Origin of the sequence: Mycolicibacterium novocastrense, assembly GCF_001499835.1 — a bacterium.
GTDB lineage: Bacteria > Actinomycetota > Actinomycetes > Mycobacteriales > Mycobacteriaceae > Mycobacterium > Mycobacterium novocastrense.
The window spans coordinates 116,165-131,019 of sequence record NZ_LQIH01000003.1; the positions used below are offsets into that span (position 1 = coordinate 116,165).

The window sequence follows — 14,855 nt, forward strand, 5'->3', positions numbered from 1 at the left end:
GGCGCCTACCTCACATGGCGGTGCGTTCGTCGTGGCCCATGGCTTCCGGCCGGGTATGGAACTCACGGACCATCGCCTGGATCGTGTAGGACGCCACCAACCGCCCGCCCTCCGTGAACACGTGGCCGTCACCTTGGACCAGTCCGCGTCCGGCCCAGAACGCGCGGTTGGTATACAGCAGCCAGTCTGTGACGTCCGCATCTTCGTGGAATGCGATTGTGGCCTTCATGATCCCGGTGGACAAGGTGCGATGTGCAAGGGCCTCGCCAAACCCTCTGTGCGGCAACATGCCCGCGGCGATCGTCCAATGAGTACTGGACTGAGCCAACAAGGCGGAATGAAGGTAGGACTGGTCGGGTGCGTCCCGGAACCGAACCCACGCATTGATCTCCGGCGGTCCCACCCGATCGGGGTTCGAGTCGTACGCGCCGTCTACCACCCGGATCTCGCGACCGGGCATACCGAAGCCTTCGAACGGCTCGGCGTCCGAAGGCTTCGGGACGTCCGGCATCGCCATCGCGTGACCGATGACATCGCTGGACCCCGAATCACAAAGCAGGATGGCAGCGCCGCGAAGGGTGTCGTGCTGCGTGGCACGAACTTCGGTGGTCGAGAACGTGCGACCCTTACGCAGCAGGTCAACGGACAGCTCGACCGGCGCGGTGAAGGAAGCTGCCTTGAGGAAGGCCATCGATGCTGATGTGACCCGTTGCTCGGGAAGGGTTTTGGACACCGCGACGATGGCTTCGGCGAGCAGCTGTCCGCCTTCGACGACGTCGCGCTGCGTCGGGCCGTGCGCGGGGCCGACGAAGTGGTTGTCGCCGCGCGGTTCCACGTCGATGAGCCGCACCAGCTCGGCGGCATCACCCCACAGCGGGAATCTCGTGGGCACCAACGCCCCGTCGGGCCAGTGCTCCACGACGACGATGCGCAGCCGGTCGTCGTAAAACGAGATGTGGTCGGCGATTCCCGCAACTTCGGGCAGCGGCGTCGGATAGCTCCACGCGACGTTGTCGATCGTTTGGCCCGCGGCCGACAGGCTCCAGTAGGAAGCGCGGCCCTTGAATGGACAAACGGTCGTGTGCTCGCTGGGCTCGAGCAGCTCCCATCGCACGTCCGCCTTCGGGAAGTACAGCCGGTCGACGTGATCGCTTTCGGTGACCACAAGGCACTTTTCGCTCTCGGCGACGAGGAGGTTCCCGAGCCACACCTGCCCGGTGAAGGGACTGCGCTCGATGCCGATCCGGTAGTCGGGGTGCGCCGGCCATGCCGACTCGACTTGTTCGGTCATGACCGCATCGGCCCCGTCGGTGATTTGAGAACGAGGGACTCCAGGCCGACATCGGGATTGTCGATGGCGCTGGCGAAAGTGCCTGCGAGAACGTCTGCGACAGCGTCGGGCGTCATTCGGCTCTCTTGGACGAGTCCGCGCGCGAGCCATTCGGTGAGCGCTGTGCCGAGCAGGTCGGGGTCGAACTGTGAGGTGAAGTCCGTCGGGACGGTGCCGCTGATCTCCACGCAGCTGAACCGGTATCCCGGCTTCTCCAGACGCCACGAGACCAGGCAGCGCTCCATCGCCGCCTTGCTCGAGGAGTAGGCGCCGAGCGCCGTGTGCGGATGGCGCACCGAATCCGACGACAGCGCAGCGACGATCGCCGTCGGGTCGAGTATCGGAAGATGGGCTCGGATGAGTTCGTGTACGCCGATCACGTTGGTTTCAAACACATCTCGCCAGTCCTCTGCGCCGGTGTCGGAAAACATCTTCAGAGGTGCGTATCCCGACGAGATCAGCAGGATGTCGACTTTGCCCAGCGCCTCACCTGCCACCTCGGCGAGTCGTGCGCAATCGGCAGGGTTGCGCACGTCGACCGCCACCGTCACTCCACGGCCCGCCTCCGCAACCACCTCATCGAGCTTGTCGACGCGGCGCGCGGCGAGGACCACCTCGGCGCCGTCTTTGCCCGCCCGTACGGCGAAGGAGCGCCCGATGCCGGCGGATGCGCCCACCACGACCACCCTCTTGCCGGCTAGCGACAGCTCACCCATGCCACCTCTGCTTTCATGCTCCCGAAGCCTACGGCCCGAAATAGAACATTATTACAGAGTATGTATCACTGTTCGCGATTGAAGGATCAGCGCAGGCCGTTGACGGCGAACTTCTCGACGTAACGACGCACAGTGGTGGGCTTGGACATGTCGAAGGTCTGAGCTTTGTTCACCGTCGAGAATGAGTAGATGATCCTGGCAAGCCATTCACTGGCGGCCTTGACGTCGATGTTCGCCCCGACCTCGCCACGCTCCTGGGCCTCCCGCACGTAGGGTACGAGAAACTCGGTCGTGCGCCGTACAGCCGAATCGCCGTCGGCGATCATGTGCCGCATCAATTCGGCGTCGTCAGCCATCAGGCGGTTCCGCGTCCGATGATCGAGCAGGATTCTGGCGTGGGTTTCTGCCATGGCGCCAAGCTTCTCGGCCAGCGTGGACTTCTTCGCCATTGCCGCCGCGACTTCCTGGTAGAACTTCTGGGCGCCGTACTCGATGGCCGCCTCGATGAGAATCGTGCGGTCCTCGAAGTAGCGGTACACCGTGCCCCGCGACACGTTCGCAACCCGGGCGACATCCTGCACGCTCGTGCGTTGGATCCCCAGTTGCGAGAAGCACAAGTTCGCCGCTTCGAGGATCTGGTCTCGGCGGTCGGACTCCTGCTGCTCGTCGAGCTCGGCCGTGGCCCGCTCAGTCGCCATGTCGCTCCCTCGTCGCTGGGATCAAGCAGTTTTGAACCCTTCTATGCTACGTGACAGCTCGTGTTCAGGCGTTCCGGCGCACCGCGCTGGCGGCAGGCTGACACGCTCCGCGGATACTGATCATAGTGACACATCACGTTCAATTGTTACACTCCGTGGGCGCGGGTGTCGCGAGATGACGAGGGAGGTTTGTCGTGGACCTCGGGTTGAGGGGCCGCAACTTCGTCATCGTCGGAGGAACGACCGGCATGGGGTTTGCCGCTGCCGAACAGCTTGCCCACGACGGTGCCAACGTGGCGCTACTGGCACGCGACGGTGAGCGTGCCGTCGAGAAGGCGTCCCTGTTGTCCGGCCGACATGGCGTCCGTGCCGTGGGGATCAGCGTCGACGCCGCGGCCCCCGGCGACGGTGTTGCGCGCGCCGTCGATGAAGCCGCCGACAGGCTCGGCGATCTGCGGGGATTGGCAGTGACGGCGGGCCCGATGAAGCAGCAGGGCCCGTTCCTCGAGCACACCGACGAATCGTGGGACTGGTACTACCAGATGATCTTGATGGCGACTGTGCGCTCCTGCCGCGCGATCATTCCGCATCTGCAACGCACCGGCGGTGGCACGGTGGTGACGACGGCCGCGTATTCGGTGCGCGCACCGAAAGTCCTGATACCGCCGTACAACGCGCTCAAGGCCGCCGTCCTGACAATGTCGAAGATTCTCGCGAAAACGCATGGGCCCGACAACATCCGGGTGAACACCGTCTGTCCTGGATTGTTCGACACCGAGGTGAACGACTTCATCCGCGCCCAGCGGGCAGCGGAGTACAACGTGCCGGAGGAAGACGCGATCTACACCCACCTGTCCAGCAATCCCGCCTGGAACATGCGGGTGGCCCTCGACCGCGGAGGCCGCCCGAATGAGGCGGGGGAGTTGATCGCTTTCCTATTGAGCGATCGGGCGGCGTACATGACCGGCGCAGCGATCAACATCGACGGCGGGACCGACTTCTAGATCCCGACCCGGTCGGCGAGCAGGCCGCGATGGTAGGCGGGATCGCCCAGAAGATGCTCCGACGATTTCGCCCGCTTGAAGTACATGTGGGCGGGATGCTCCCAGGTGAAGCCGATTCCGCCGTGGATCTGGATGCTCGCCGCGGCCGCTTTCGTGTAGACGTCCGAGCAGTAGGCCTTGGCCAGCGAGGCGGCGGCGGGAAGTTCGTCCAGTCGCAGCGCTGCGGTGTGCACCGCGTATTGCGCCGCGCCTCGAGCGCACTCGATCTCGAGCATCAAATCGGCACACTTGTGCCGGACCGCCTGGAAAGACCCGATCGGCCTGCCGAATTGACGGCGCGTCTTCGCGTAGCCGACGGCGATTTCCAGGCACCGCTGTGCGCCCCCGACCTGTTCGGCCGCGAGACAGGCGGCCGCGATGTCGAGCGCGTGCGACAACGCAGGCCAGGCCTGCCCCTCAGTGCCGATCAACTCGGCCGGGGTGTCGTCGAAGTCGATTCGGGCCTGGCGCCGCGTCGCGTCAAGCGTCGAGAGCATCCGGCGCGACAGTCCCTCGGTGTCATCCACCGCGAACAGTGAGACACCGGCGGCCGTCCGGGCTACGACCAACAGCAGGTCGGCAACGTGACCGTCCAAGACGAATGTCTTGCTGCCGTTGATGAACCATCGTGGTCCGCGGCGACGCGCGCTGGTGTGGATCGTCTCCGCACTCCACCGGCCAGATTGCTCGGTCAGCGCCAGCGCGGCGATGGTCTCGCCCGTCGCGATGCGTGGAAGGTATCGAGACTGGGCGCCCTCGTCGTCGCAGCACATCAAGGCGCTGCCCGCCATCACGACGGAGCCGAAGAACGGGCCTGGCAACAGGGCGCGCCCCGACTCCTCGACGACCACGCCCAATTCGGCGTAGCCATACCCGCTTCCACCGAATTCCTCGCCAATGGCCAACCCGTGGAGCCCGAGTTGGTCGGCCATCTGGCGCCACACCTCGCGGTCGTAGCCTTCGGGAGTCTCCATGACGCGGCGAACTTCGTGCTCGGGTGACTTCAGCTCGAAGAATGCGCGGGCCGTCCGGCGCAACTCTTCCTGCTCGTCGGTCGCTGCGAAACCGTCGGTGATGCCGGACAATTCAACGGCTCCCTGCTTCGCGTCCGGTCGGGTCGACACGAGGATCGGGGCTGTCGCGGCGAAGGGCGCGCAGCCACGCGCCGACAGGTGCGGGCGCGCGAACCGGCGTACCGCGGCGACCGGGGTCGGCGTCCCAGAAGTCCCGCCACGACGGGAACGCGTCGTGCAGGTTTCCGTCGTGCCGGGGCCGGCCCGGCCACCGCATCTTCTGCGCACCCACCGGTGGGTCGGTGATATCGGACTCGTACCAGAACAGGGGTGTGCGCCTGAGGAAGTACCAGTGACCTTCCCGGCGCTCGTAGCTGTCCAAATAAGCGAGCATCTCGATCACCCACACCGACTCCGTCTCGAGGTCGTTGCGGGAGTAGACGAGTCCGGAGGCGGTGAGGGTGTCATGGATGTCGATGACGTGTCCGAGCACCCCGTGCGCACTACCCAGCAGGTTGTGGCGGAGTTCGGTGTCATACCAGTCGCGCAATGCGGCACGGCCGTGCAGCTTTCCGGGCACTTTCACGTCATCGACGAAGAGATTGACCAGCGCGTCGAGGTCCCGCATGTCCAAGGCGACCGCGTATTTCGCTGCGAGCTGGCGGATTTCATCGAGCGCTTCGAGGCGTTCGATTCGCGCCTCGAGATCGGTCAGGGACATCACGAGAGTTCTCCGGTCACCATCAACGTCGTCAACCGCGCCTTGTCGATCTTGTTCGTGGTGGTGTAGGGGAGGAGGCTCGGATCGTCAAGGATCACCCAGTTCTTCGGCACCTTGTATGCCGCAAGCCGTTTTCGGCATTCGGTCGCCAGATCGGCCGCCGACGCCGTGTACCCCTCGTTGAGCACTACCGCGGCACCGACGATCGCGCCTTTGTCGGCGTCGGGAACTCCGATGACGTAGGCGATGCGCACCGCGTCGATTCGTCCCAGTGCGGCCTCGACCTCCATGGGCGCGACGTTGGTGCCCGAGGTCTTGATCATCTCGTCGAGGCGGCCCTCGAAATACAAGTGACCGTCGTCGTCACGGTAGCCGGCGTCCTTGGTGTGCAGCCAGCCGTCGCGGTCGACCACCTCGTGCCACTGCTTGCCCACCATTCCGCGCATCATCGCCGTACCACGCACACAGATTTCGCCGGTGACGCCGTTGGGTACCTCGTTACCGGCATCGTCGACGATCTTGTGCTCAAAGCCCGGCGCGGCGACGCCCAGCGAGCCCCGTTTGGATTCGGGCAGTTGCTCGTGCGGCGGCCACCAGGTGTGAGAACTGCAGGTCTCGGTCATCCCGAGTTGTGCCACGCGCAGCGACGGGTCCGGGGTGCGTCGTCCGGGTGCCAGCAGCACCTGTTGATAGCCCTCACGCAGGGTGGACAGGTCGGTCGACGCGAAGTCGCGATGATTGCTCAGCGCCGGACCGATATGCGGGAATCCCGTTGTATAGGTTGCCTTTTCACTTTCCAGAAGACGCAGTACCATCCCCGCGTCGAACTTGTGCTCCGTGAGAATCGTGGCGCCCACCTGCATAGGGCCGAGAAATCCGAATACCAGTCCGGCGACCCAGAAGAACACCATGGGCACGTAGATGCGGTCGCTGGCGTCCCAGTCGTGGGCGGTGGCGATGAATCGGGAATGGGTGATCGCCGTGCCATGGGTGTGGATTATGCCCTTCGGATTCGACGTGCTGCCTGACGTGTAGATGACGAGCAGGTCGTCGGCGGCGCGCACCATCGCCTCGCATGTTTCGCGGAAGCTCGGTGGGACGGGGTCGGGCCATCCGGCCGGCCAGCTGCGAGTTGTCTCACCGAGGGGAAAGACGTTGCGCAACTGGGGGAGTCGCTCGGTGCGCAGTTGTCCGTTGACCACCTGCCACTCGCCGGTAGCGGTCTCGATCCGGTCGAGCACGTCTCGTCCGAGCAGCGTCTCCACCGCGAGCAGGGTGTGGATGTCGGCGTCGCGTAGCACCCAGTGCAACTCGGCGGCCTGGAAGAAGGTGTTGATCGGTACCGCGACGGCCCCGATGCGGGTGATCGCCAGGAAAGCCGTGACGAAATCGGCGCCGTTGGGTGCCAGTACGCCGACGCGGACGCCCTTGGTGACGCCGCTGGCGAGCAGTCGGGCCGCCATGTCGGCCGAACGGGTCTGCGCCTCGGCGTAGGTGATCCGTTCCACGGCGCCGTCGGCGGTGGCGGTCACCACGAGATCGTTTGAGCCGTAGGCACCGACGACGGCGGACAGCATGGCCGGTAGGACCGCGTCGTAAGGGAGCGGTTCGTATCGGAACACCGGTGTCGTCAGTGGCATCGACGTCATTCGACCACCCAGCGGGGTTCCCGCTTCTCGGCGAACGCGGCCATCCCCTCGTGATAGTCGGGGTGAGTCATCTGGTGCTGCAGGACGTAGCGGTAGGCCACGTCGTTAGCGGCGTGCAGGCCGACGTCCAGGCTGGCCCACATCGCCTTGACCGACGCCTGTACGGTCGCCGGCGACAGCTTGGCGATCGACAAGGCGATCTCGCGGGCACGTTCCTGGAGTCGCTGCGCCGGCACCACCTCGTTGATGAGGCCGATCTCATGCCCCCGCTGCGCGGTGATGCGGCCGTCTCTGCTCATCAGTCCCAGTTGCATCACCATCGACAAGGGCATGCGCCGCAGCAGCACGGCCGGCTCGAGCGCGAACACGTTGCCGACCTGTAGATGGGTGTCGATCAGTTCGGCATGCTCGGCGGCGATGATGAGGTCGGCATCGGCGACCTGATGCAACGCCCCACCGACCGCCATACCGTTGAGCGCGCAAATGACGGGCTTCCACACGTTGTGGTGCAGCCGGGATCCAGGGACCTTGTTGCGAATTCCGCCTTCGGCGGTGGCGCGGATGTCCTGTCCGGCGCAGAACGCCCGGTCGCCTGCGCCGGTGATGATCGCCACCCGGATGTCGGAGTCATCGCGTACCCGACCCCAAGCCCAACCGAGTTCCGTGCGTGCCAGATCGTCGGTGGCATTCAGCCGCTCGGGACGGTTGATGGTGATCGTCGCGACGTGGTCGCTGACGTCGAACAGAATCCTCTTCAGATCCATCGAATCCCCTGGGCTCGAACCGCATGCGGTGATGAACAGAATATCAGTGCATGTTCCATCGTTCTGTGAGTTACTACGGCATCCACTGACCACCCGAGACCGAGATGAGCTGGCCGGTGAGGTGTTTGGCCGCCGGTGAGCACAGAAACGCAACCGTGCGCGCGACGTCCTGCGGTTCGCCGAGACGTCCCATCAGTGTCGATCCGCGCATATCATCGAGCTCGTCGTCGGTCTTTCGCGACAGCAGCCACGGCGTTTCCGTGGTTCCCACCACCACCGTGTTCACCCTGACGCCGAACGGGCCCAACTGCACCGCCATCAGGCGGCTGAGACCCTCCACACCCGCTTTCGCGGCCGCGTAGGCCGGCGGGCCGGTCCGGACGCCGTGCGCCGACACCGAGCTGACGTTGACGATCGTCCCGGACTTCTCCTGAACCATCTGGCGCGCGACCACCTGCCCCATCACGAACGCGCCCTTGAGGTTGACGGCGACGATGCGGTCCCAGTCCTCGTCGGTCTGGTCCAGGAAACTGCCGGGCAGAGTCATTCCGGCGTTGTTGACCAACGCCCGGACCGGTCCGTGAGCGGCGGCCAACTCGCCCATCGCCCGCTCTACCCCCTGCCGATCGGTGATCGACAGCAGCAGAGGGATTAGTCGGCCGTCCCGCGCGGCGTCTGAGGCTTGTGCGCGCGCGATCGCCTTTTCATTCACGTCGACGACGGCCGTGCGGTACCCGGCGTCGAGCAACGTCTGCGCGATTGCTGCCCCGATGCCGCGCGCTCCTCCGGTGACCACCGCGACCGGTCGCGTCTCATCCGACACGACGGCCTCGAATGTTCTTGGAGTCCAGCTCGATTCGGTTGACGGTCGGTCGCACCAGGCTTACGGCCTCCGCCATCATCGCGACCAGATCGCCCACCCCGCCGCCAGACACCCAGAGCTCGATCGCGGCCCGGTTTGCGCCGTTGATCACCGTGGCCGCCAGACGCGGCCGCACATCGACCGTCGGATCGGCCTTCAGCCACCGCGCGACCTCTGACGTCATCTGGTCGATCCAGTCGTCGTTGATTCGCAGCATCGTGGCGCGCAGGGCAGGCAGGTCGCGGTACATTCTGGCCCGGGCCACGAAGATGTCCGGGTTTTCGGTGATGGCCGCGGCGACCGCTTCCGAGGCCTCGGCGAGTGCGTCACCCAGAGAACCCTTGTCCACGGCGCGAAATCGACGCGTGGCTTCCGCGAGGCGCTCGGCATACCCGTGAAAGAGGATGTCTTCCTTCGCGGCGAAATGGTGAAAGAACGTTCTCGGCGATACGGCTGCCAGCTCGGCGATCTGTTCGACAGTGGTCTGCTCATAACCGTTGGTGGTGAACAGTTCGATGGCGGCTGAGATGAGCGCATCGCGGTTTCGTCGGCCCCGGGCGCGGCGTTGGTCCATGGTCAGCATCCTGTCAACGTCGCGGTGCCCGAACTGAGGGAAACGACATCGCCCTGCAGGGTCTGGAACCGAACCGGACCGGCGCCGTCGCGCCAGATCTCGGTGCGCAGTTCGGACGCGAGCTTCACCGGTTTGGCGAAGCGGCAGCTGATCGAGGTGAGCGACGCCGGATCACCATTGCCGGCAACGTTGATCAGCGCCCTGGCCGCGAAGCCCAGCGTGCACAAACCGTGCAGGAACACATCGTCGAAGCCGAATCTGCGGGCAGCGGCGGGGTCGATGTGCAACGGGTTGCGGTCTCCGCTCAGCCGGTAGATCGCCGCCTGCTCGGGTCGAACCTCGTCGGCATGGACCCCGTCGGGAGCGCGGTGCGGCGCCGGGGCGGTCGAGGCCGGACGCGTCCCGCCGAAGCCGCCCTCGCCGAGCACCATCGTCTGCGAGGAGGCGTGAAAAAGGGGACCGTCGGCGTCAGTGCCCGTCGATGTCACCTCGATGACCGCGTGCTTGCCGGTATCCCACAGCGCGGTCACCTCGGCATCGACGGAAACCTCGCCGCTGGCGGCCACGGAACGCTCGAGGCTCAGGGACTGCGCCGCATGCACGATCGGAGACGCGCCGAGGTCGAGTATCGCGCGCAGATCCTTGACCGCCCACCAGTTGGCGACCAGCGCATAGGTCGGCAACACGGCGGGGCCGACGTGTTCGTCGAGCAGATGGCGCTCTGCAGGCGGGCGTGCTCCGACACCCAGGGCGTAGAGGATGGCATCGGTGGGCATCCAGCGATGTGTCGTCGGGGGCAGCCGCGTGCCGACCGCGGCGGGGGAGAGGGTCGCACGTGCGGTCACGCGGCCTCCAGTGATAGAACGGATTGACGATATTTGTTCAATCGTGCAATATAGTCGCAGTAACTGCAACTACATTCTCGGCGGAGGCAGCGGCGTGCGGTTCGGCGTATTCATCCTCGGTGACAAACCCAATCACCTCAGCCATGCGGAGGTATTCGCCAACGTGCTCGAGGAGGCGCGCTGGGCCGAGGAATTCGGCTACGACGAGGTATGGCTGGCCGAACACCACTTCTCGCCGTATGGGGCCCTGGCGGACCTTCCGCTGGTCGCGGCGGCGATCGCCGCGCAGACCGATCGGATCCGCATCGGCACGGCCTGCATGGTCGCGCCCTTCCATGACCCCATCCATCTCGCGGAACGAATCGCCATGGCGGACAACCTCAGCGGGGGTCGATTCGATGCCGGCTTCGGGCGGGGCTACCAGGCCCACGAGTTCAAGGGGTTCGGCATCCCGATGGATGAGGCCACCGCTCGATACCAGGAATGCGTCGAGATCGTCAACCGGTTGCTCACCGAGGAGAACGTCACTTACGACGGAAAGTACTGGCAACTGCAGGATGTTACCATCCATCCCCGCCCGGTGCAACAGCCGGTTCCGGTGTGGGGGACGGTGATGAAGACGCCGTCGAGTTTCGAATGGTTGGCGGACAAGGGCTTCGGCGCCATCATCGGCAACCCGTACCAGGTCGACCCAGACCTGCAGGGTGCGTTGGACATCTATCTTCAGACACAGGAGAAGAAGGGACTCACCGCGGCCACCGGCAACGTCTGGGCCCTGCTGAACGCGTTCTGCCATGAAGACGATGGGTTCGCGCGGACATACCCGCGCGAGAGCGTCGAGCTGTCCATCGTGACGCACCGCAAGTATTCGAGTCCCTTCGAGCGTGGCGGGGACATCCCGGCCGATTACAAGGCATACGCCGACTGGTTCGAGAAGCACGACAAGCAGAGTTACGAGCAGGTGCTCAACTCTCATCTCACCCTGATGGGCAACCCGGACCGAATCATCGAGAAGATGCGCACCGTCATCGACATGGGATGGCGCAACGTGATATTGCGGATGTCGCGGGGCGGGGCAATGGACCGCGCAAAAGTCCGCGATTCCATGAAGCTGTTCGCCGAAGAGGTGATTCCGGCGGCGACCGAACTCGCGGCAGCGTCGGCTTGAGCCGGCAGATCGAAGCCCGTATCCGTGCCGTGTTGGCACTGGATCCGACCGCACCGGCCATCGAGTACGAAGGCAGCTGGACCGACTGGAAAACGATCGGCGATATCGCGTCCGCAGTGGAAAACCGTTTGACGGCAGCGGGGCTGGGCAGCGGTACACCGGTCGGCCTGCTCCTTCGCAACCACCCGGCCATGGTGGCGGCGCTGCTCGGGGTCCTACTCGTCAATGGCTGCGTCGTCACGATCAATGCCGGGAGTGGGGACGCCCGGCTCGCCGCCGACATCGAGCAGCTGCGGTTGCCCGCGGTGATCGCACTCGGTGCGGACTGGCGTCGACCGGCGATCACGGCGGCGGCCTCGGGCGCGCTCGGTCTGGAAGGCGGCACCGACCCGGTTGCGTTGCGGACGGTCGCCGGGCTCGAGCGCCTTGGCCCGGGCCCGTTCCGTCCGGCGCAGGATGGTGTGGCGGTCGAGATGCTCACCAGCGGCACCACCGGACCGCCAAAGCGAATCCCTCTGTCCTATACAGCGTTTGAGCAGACTATCGACGCCGCGGGCGCTCACTACGGCAGCGGCGAACCGGGACACCTTCGGCTGCGGTCCGGGGTTGCCATCGTCAGCTCACCGCTGGTCCACATGTCCGGGCTGTTCCGCACCCTGCTGAACATCTGCGAGGGGCGCAGGATCGCGCTGCTGGAGCGATTTCGGGTGGACGATTTCGTCGATCTCGTCGTGCGGCACCGCCCGAAGGCGGTCAGCCTGGTGCCGTCGGCGCTGACGATGGTGCTCGACGCGGCCGTGCCGCCGGACGTCTTCTCCAGCGTGCAGGTCGTCACGTCCGGCACGGCGCCGCTGCCGGTCGACGTGCAGGAAGCCTTCGAGGCCCGTTACGGCGTCGCGGTGTTGCCGTCCTACGGGGCCACCGAGTTCGCCGGCGGCGTCGCCGGCTGGAACCTGGCGTTGCACCGCGAGTGGGCGAAGACCAAGCGGGGCAGCGTCGGCCGCCCGCAGGGCGGTCGCGAGGTCCGGATCGTCTCGACCGACGATGGTCGTCAGGTGCCGGCCGGAGTCCAAGGGCGCATCGAGGTGCGGACTCGCGGCGGTGAATGGGTGCGGACCACGGACCTTGGCCGCCTTGACGAGGACGGTTTCCTGTTCGTGGACGGCCGCGCCGACGACGTGATCATCCGCGGCGGATTCAAGGTTGCCCCCGCCGATGTTGTCGAAGCTCTGCGCAGCCACCCCGCCGTGCGTGACGCGGGAGTCACCGGTATCACCGACAGGCGACTGGGTGCTGTGCCGGTTGGCGCGGTGGAACTCGCCGACGGCGCCCACGTCGAGCCCGAGGAGCTGATGGATTTCGTTCGTCAGCGGCTCACCCGATATCAGGTGCCTGCGCGGCTGCTGGTCGTCGATGAGCTGCCCCGGACTCCATCGCTGAAGGTGAGCCAGCCCGCACTGCGCGAACTCTTCGAACAGGAGCTGACGTGAACGACAACCTTCGCGGCGCCGCCGCCATCGTCGGCGTGGCCGATGAGGTGTCGCCGTCCGGCGTCATCGACATGCCGCTACGTGAGCTCGAGGCCCGCGTCATCACCGCGGCACTCGCGGATGCGGGCCTGTCGCTCTCCGATGTCGACGGTCTGTGCACGTGCACCGGCGGCACTCTCATGCACTCGGTCGAACTGGCCGAATACCTCGGCATCACACCGAGATTCACCGACGCCACCCAGACCGGGGGCGCGAGCTACGGACTGTACGTCGAACACGCGGCCACCGCGATCGCCGCCGGCCTCGCCGAAACCGTCGTCATCGTTTACGCGTCGACCCCACGTGCGGCCCGCAAGCGCGGCGACAAGGGCCTCGGGGTGTTCGCCACCCCCGAACGGCTGGAATGGGAGACCCCGTTTGGCGTCATGCTTCCGCTCAGTGCGTACGCGCTTGCCGCCAACCGGCACATGGCGGTGTACGGCACCACCGCCGAACAGCTCGCGCAGATCGCGGTCGACACCCGCCGGTGGGCGGCACGCAATCCCCGCGCCAATCAACGCGATCCGATCACCGTCGACGATGTCCTGAATTCCGGCTACATCACCGAACCCATCCACAAGCTGGAATGTTGCCTGGTCACCGACGGCGCCGCCGCGATCGTTCTCACCAGCGCCGCACGGGCCCGCGACCTCGGCGACCCGGCCTACGTGCTCGGCGCGACGTCGGCGGCATCGCACGCCACGATCACGCAGATGCCCGACCTGACCGTGACTCCGGGTGCGGTGTCGGGACCCGCGGCGTTCGCCGCCGCCGGCCTGAGTCCCGGCGACATCGACGTCGTGCAGTTGTACGACTCGTTCACGATCACCGTGTTGCTGGCCTTGGAGGATCTCGGGTTCTGCAAGAAGGGCGAGGGCGGACCGTTCGTCGCCGACGGTGTGCTCGCGCCCGGCGGTGCCCTTCCCGGCCAAACCACCGGGGGAGGGCTTGCGTACACGCATCCGGGCGCGTTCGGGGCCTTCCTGCTTGTCGAAGCCGTCCGCCAGGTGCGGGGGGAATGCGGTGAGCGACAGGTTCCCGGCGCGCAAACCGCGTTGGCACACGGCACCGGCGGTGTGCTGTCGGCGACCTCCACCGTCATCATCGGAACAGAGGCAGTGCTATGAGCGAAGGGTTCCCGGTGCCGCAGCCCAGTGCGGTGTCGGCACCGTTCTGGGCGGCGACCGAAAAGCATCGGTTGGTCATGCAGCGTTGCGAGGCCTGCCGACGGCTGACGTGGTACCCGCGCCACGTGTGCCCGCACTGCGGAGGCCTCGCGCTGCAGTGGGAGCAACTGAGCGGGCAGGGCGTGGTCCACGCGGTCAGCGTGCACCACCGCGCCGCGCATCCGGCGTTCGCCGACCGGGTGCCCTATTCGGTCGTCCTGGTCGACCTGGCGGAGGGGGCGCGCATCATGTCGAACGTGTTCGGGCCGTCCCCGGCGGTGGGCGACGAAGTATTCGTCGCATGGTTACCGCTCGACGACGGGCGCAACCTCCCGACGTTCGAACCCCGATGAGTGAGGACCGGCTGCGCAGGGTCCGCGAGGAGATTGTGCTGCGCCACGTCGCAGGCGAGAACGCTCGCGATCTCGAGGCGATCATGGCCACCTTCGCTCACCCCCGGTACGAAATCGTGCCCAGTGCAACCGTTTACGATGGTGACGCGGCGGTCAGGACGATGATCCTGCGACAGTGGGACGAGTTGCCGTGGATGCATTACGCCGCTGAGGCGATCTATCACGGGGCCGACGGGCTGGTGGTGGAGACCAGAACGACCTGCGCGGGCACCGACATCGACATGCTCAGCGTCAACGTTTTCGGATTCGACGGCGAAGGATTGATTCTCGAGCGGTGCTATTTCGATCGGATGCTGTTCGCTGAACAGCTGAAAGGTGTCACCAGACAGAACGACTGAACATATTTCGTCATGTTGTAGAATCG

16 protein-coding genes are annotated in these 14,855 nt (G+C 65.8%); 6 read left to right on the forward strand and 10 right to left on the reverse strand.

What is annotated here, in order from left to right:
* Nucleotides 1-10: 10 nt before the first annotated feature.
* The 3 genes from AU072_RS04205 to AU072_RS04215 all read right to left on the reverse strand — a co-directional run bounded on the left by AU072_RS04205 (nt 11) and on the right by AU072_RS04215 (nt 2,744).
* Nucleotides 11-1,291, reverse strand: coding sequence for a DUF427 domain-containing protein (locus AU072_RS04205; protein WP_064412607.1), 1,281 nt, complete (start codon nt 1,289-1,291; stop codon nt 11-13).
* On the reverse strand, nt 1,288-2,046 hold the full coding sequence (locus tag AU072_RS04210) for an SDR family oxidoreductase (protein WP_064412608.1): 759 nt from the start codon (nt 2,044-2,046) through the stop codon (nt 1,288-1,290). The genes AU072_RS04205 and AU072_RS04210 overlap by 4 nt, the downstream gene beginning before the upstream one ends.
* Before the next feature lie 86 nt (nt 2,047-2,132).
* Nucleotides 2,133-2,744: a TetR/AcrR family transcriptional regulator gene (locus tag AU072_RS04215; RefSeq protein WP_064412609.1), complete on the reverse strand. Its 612-nt coding sequence runs from the start codon at nt 2,742-2,744 to the stop codon at nt 2,133-2,135.
* Between the two features lie 194 nt (nt 2,745-2,938).
* Here AU072_RS04215 and AU072_RS04220 point away from each other — a divergent pair, with 194 nt between their 5' ends.
* Nucleotides 2,939-3,748 carry an SDR family oxidoreductase gene (locus tag AU072_RS04220; RefSeq protein ID WP_064412610.1) on the forward strand — a complete coding sequence of 270 codons (810 nt, stop codon included), beginning with the start codon at nt 2,939-2,941 and terminating at the stop codon, nt 3,746-3,748.
* Here AU072_RS04220 and AU072_RS04225 read toward each other — a convergent pair.
* The 7 genes from AU072_RS04225 to AU072_RS04255 all read right to left on the reverse strand — a co-directional run bounded on the left by AU072_RS04225 (nt 3,745) and on the right by AU072_RS04255 (nt 10,215).
* Nucleotides 3,745-4,872 (reverse strand): acyl-CoA dehydrogenase family protein, encoded by a 1,128-nt coding sequence (locus AU072_RS04225; RefSeq protein ID WP_235629974.1) that lies wholly within the window; start codon nt 4,870-4,872, stop codon nt 3,745-3,747. The two genes, AU072_RS04220 and AU072_RS04225, sit on opposite strands and share 4 nt — an antisense overlap.
* 1 nt (nt 4,873) lies before the next feature.
* On the reverse strand, nt 4,874-5,521 hold the full coding sequence (locus AU072_RS04230; protein ID WP_064412611.1) for a nuclear transport factor 2 family protein: 648 nt from the start codon (nt 5,519-5,521) through the stop codon (nt 4,874-4,876).
* Nucleotides 5,521-7,170 carry a class I adenylate-forming enzyme family protein gene (locus AU072_RS04235; RefSeq protein WP_064412612.1) on the reverse strand — a complete coding sequence of 550 codons (1,650 nt, stop codon included), beginning with the start codon at nt 7,168-7,170 and terminating at the stop codon, nt 5,521-5,523. The genes AU072_RS04230 and AU072_RS04235 overlap by 1 nt, the downstream gene beginning before the upstream one ends.
* Nucleotides 7,167-7,934 carry an enoyl-CoA hydratase-related protein gene (locus tag AU072_RS04240; RefSeq protein WP_064348876.1) on the reverse strand — a complete coding sequence of 256 codons (768 nt, stop codon included), beginning with the start codon at nt 7,932-7,934 and terminating at the stop codon, nt 7,167-7,169. Before AU072_RS04240 ends, AU072_RS04235 begins: the two co-directional genes overlap by 4 nt.
* A 73-nt stretch (nt 7,935-8,007) precedes the next feature.
* Nucleotides 8,008-8,757, reverse strand: a complete 750-nt coding sequence (locus AU072_RS04245) for an SDR family NAD(P)-dependent oxidoreductase (RefSeq protein WP_064412613.1) — start codon at nt 8,755-8,757, stop codon at nt 8,008-8,010.
* Complete coding sequence (locus AU072_RS04250; protein ID WP_228768961.1) at nt 8,747-9,379, reverse strand: TetR/AcrR family transcriptional regulator; 633 nt, start codon at nt 9,377-9,379, stop codon at nt 8,747-8,749. The genes AU072_RS04245 and AU072_RS04250 overlap by 11 nt, the downstream gene beginning before the upstream one ends.
* Nucleotides 9,373-10,215 carry a MaoC/PaaZ C-terminal domain-containing protein gene (locus tag AU072_RS04255; protein WP_064412614.1) on the reverse strand — a complete coding sequence of 281 codons (843 nt, stop codon included), beginning with the start codon at nt 10,213-10,215 and terminating at the stop codon, nt 9,373-9,375. The genes AU072_RS04250 and AU072_RS04255 overlap by 7 nt, the downstream gene beginning before the upstream one ends.
* Nucleotides 10,216-10,309: 94 nt before the next feature.
* Here AU072_RS04255 and AU072_RS04260 point away from each other — a divergent pair, with 94 nt between their 5' ends.
* Genes AU072_RS04260 through AU072_RS04280 form a run of 5 tightly spaced genes read left to right on the forward strand, consistent with a single transcriptional unit; the run spans nt 10,310 to nt 14,829 of the window.
* A complete protein-coding gene (locus AU072_RS04260) occupies nt 10,310-11,383 on the forward strand; it encodes an LLM class flavin-dependent oxidoreductase (RefSeq protein ID WP_064412615.1) in 1,074 nt (357 codons plus the stop codon).
* Nucleotides 11,380-12,873, forward strand: coding sequence for a class I adenylate-forming enzyme family protein (locus AU072_RS04265; RefSeq protein ID WP_235629973.1), 1,494 nt, complete (start codon nt 11,380-11,382; stop codon nt 12,871-12,873). Before AU072_RS04260 ends, AU072_RS04265 begins: the two co-directional genes overlap by 4 nt.
* Nucleotides 12,870-14,039: an acetyl-CoA acetyltransferase gene (locus tag AU072_RS04270; protein WP_064412617.1), complete on the forward strand. Its 1,170-nt coding sequence runs from the start codon at nt 12,870-12,872 to the stop codon at nt 14,037-14,039. Before AU072_RS04265 ends, AU072_RS04270 begins: the two co-directional genes overlap by 4 nt.
* Nucleotides 14,036-14,431: a Zn-ribbon domain-containing OB-fold protein gene (locus AU072_RS04275; protein ID WP_064412618.1), complete on the forward strand. Its 396-nt coding sequence runs from the start codon at nt 14,036-14,038 to the stop codon at nt 14,429-14,431. The genes AU072_RS04270 and AU072_RS04275 overlap by 4 nt, the downstream gene beginning before the upstream one ends.
* Entirely contained in the window at nt 14,428-14,829 is a 402-nt protein-coding gene (locus tag AU072_RS04280; RefSeq protein WP_064412619.1) for a nuclear transport factor 2-like protein, read from the forward strand. Before AU072_RS04275 ends, AU072_RS04280 begins: the two co-directional genes overlap by 4 nt.
* Nucleotides 14,830-14,855: the final 26 nt, after the last annotated feature.

Bases quoted from the DNA above. Each gene is read 5' to 3' on its own strand.
- AU072_RS04205 (WP_064412607.1), bottom strand. From the start codon at position 1,291: ATGACCGAACAAGTCGAGTCGGCATGGCCGGCGCACCCCGACTACCGG.
- AU072_RS04210 (WP_064412608.1), bottom strand. From the start codon at position 2,046: ATGGGTGAGCTGTCGCTAGCCGGCAAGAGGGTGGTCGTGGTGGGCGCA.
- AU072_RS04215 (WP_064412609.1), bottom strand. From the start codon at position 2,744: ATGGCGACTGAGCGGGCCACGGCCGAGCTCGACGAGCAGCAGGAGTCC.
- AU072_RS04230 (WP_064412611.1), bottom strand. From the start codon at position 5,521: ATGTCCCTGACCGATCTCGAGGCGCGAATCGAACGCCTCGAAGCGCTC.
- AU072_RS04235 (WP_064412612.1), bottom strand. From the start codon at position 7,170: ATGACGTCGATGCCACTGACGACACCGGTGTTCCGATACGAACCGCTC.
- AU072_RS04240 (WP_064348876.1), bottom strand. From the start codon at position 7,934: ATGGATCTGAAGAGGATTCTGTTCGACGTCAGCGACCACGTCGCGACG.
- AU072_RS04250 (WP_228768961.1), bottom strand. From the start codon at position 9,379: ATGCTGACCATGGACCAACGCCGCGCCCGGGGCCGACGAAACCGCGAT.
- AU072_RS04275 (WP_064412618.1), top strand. From the start codon at position 14,036: ATGAGCGAAGGGTTCCCGGTGCCGCAGCCCAGTGCGGTGTCGGCACCG.
- AU072_RS04280 (WP_064412619.1), top strand. From the start codon at position 14,428: ATGAGTGAGGACCGGCTGCGCAGGGTCCGCGAGGAGATTGTGCTGCGC.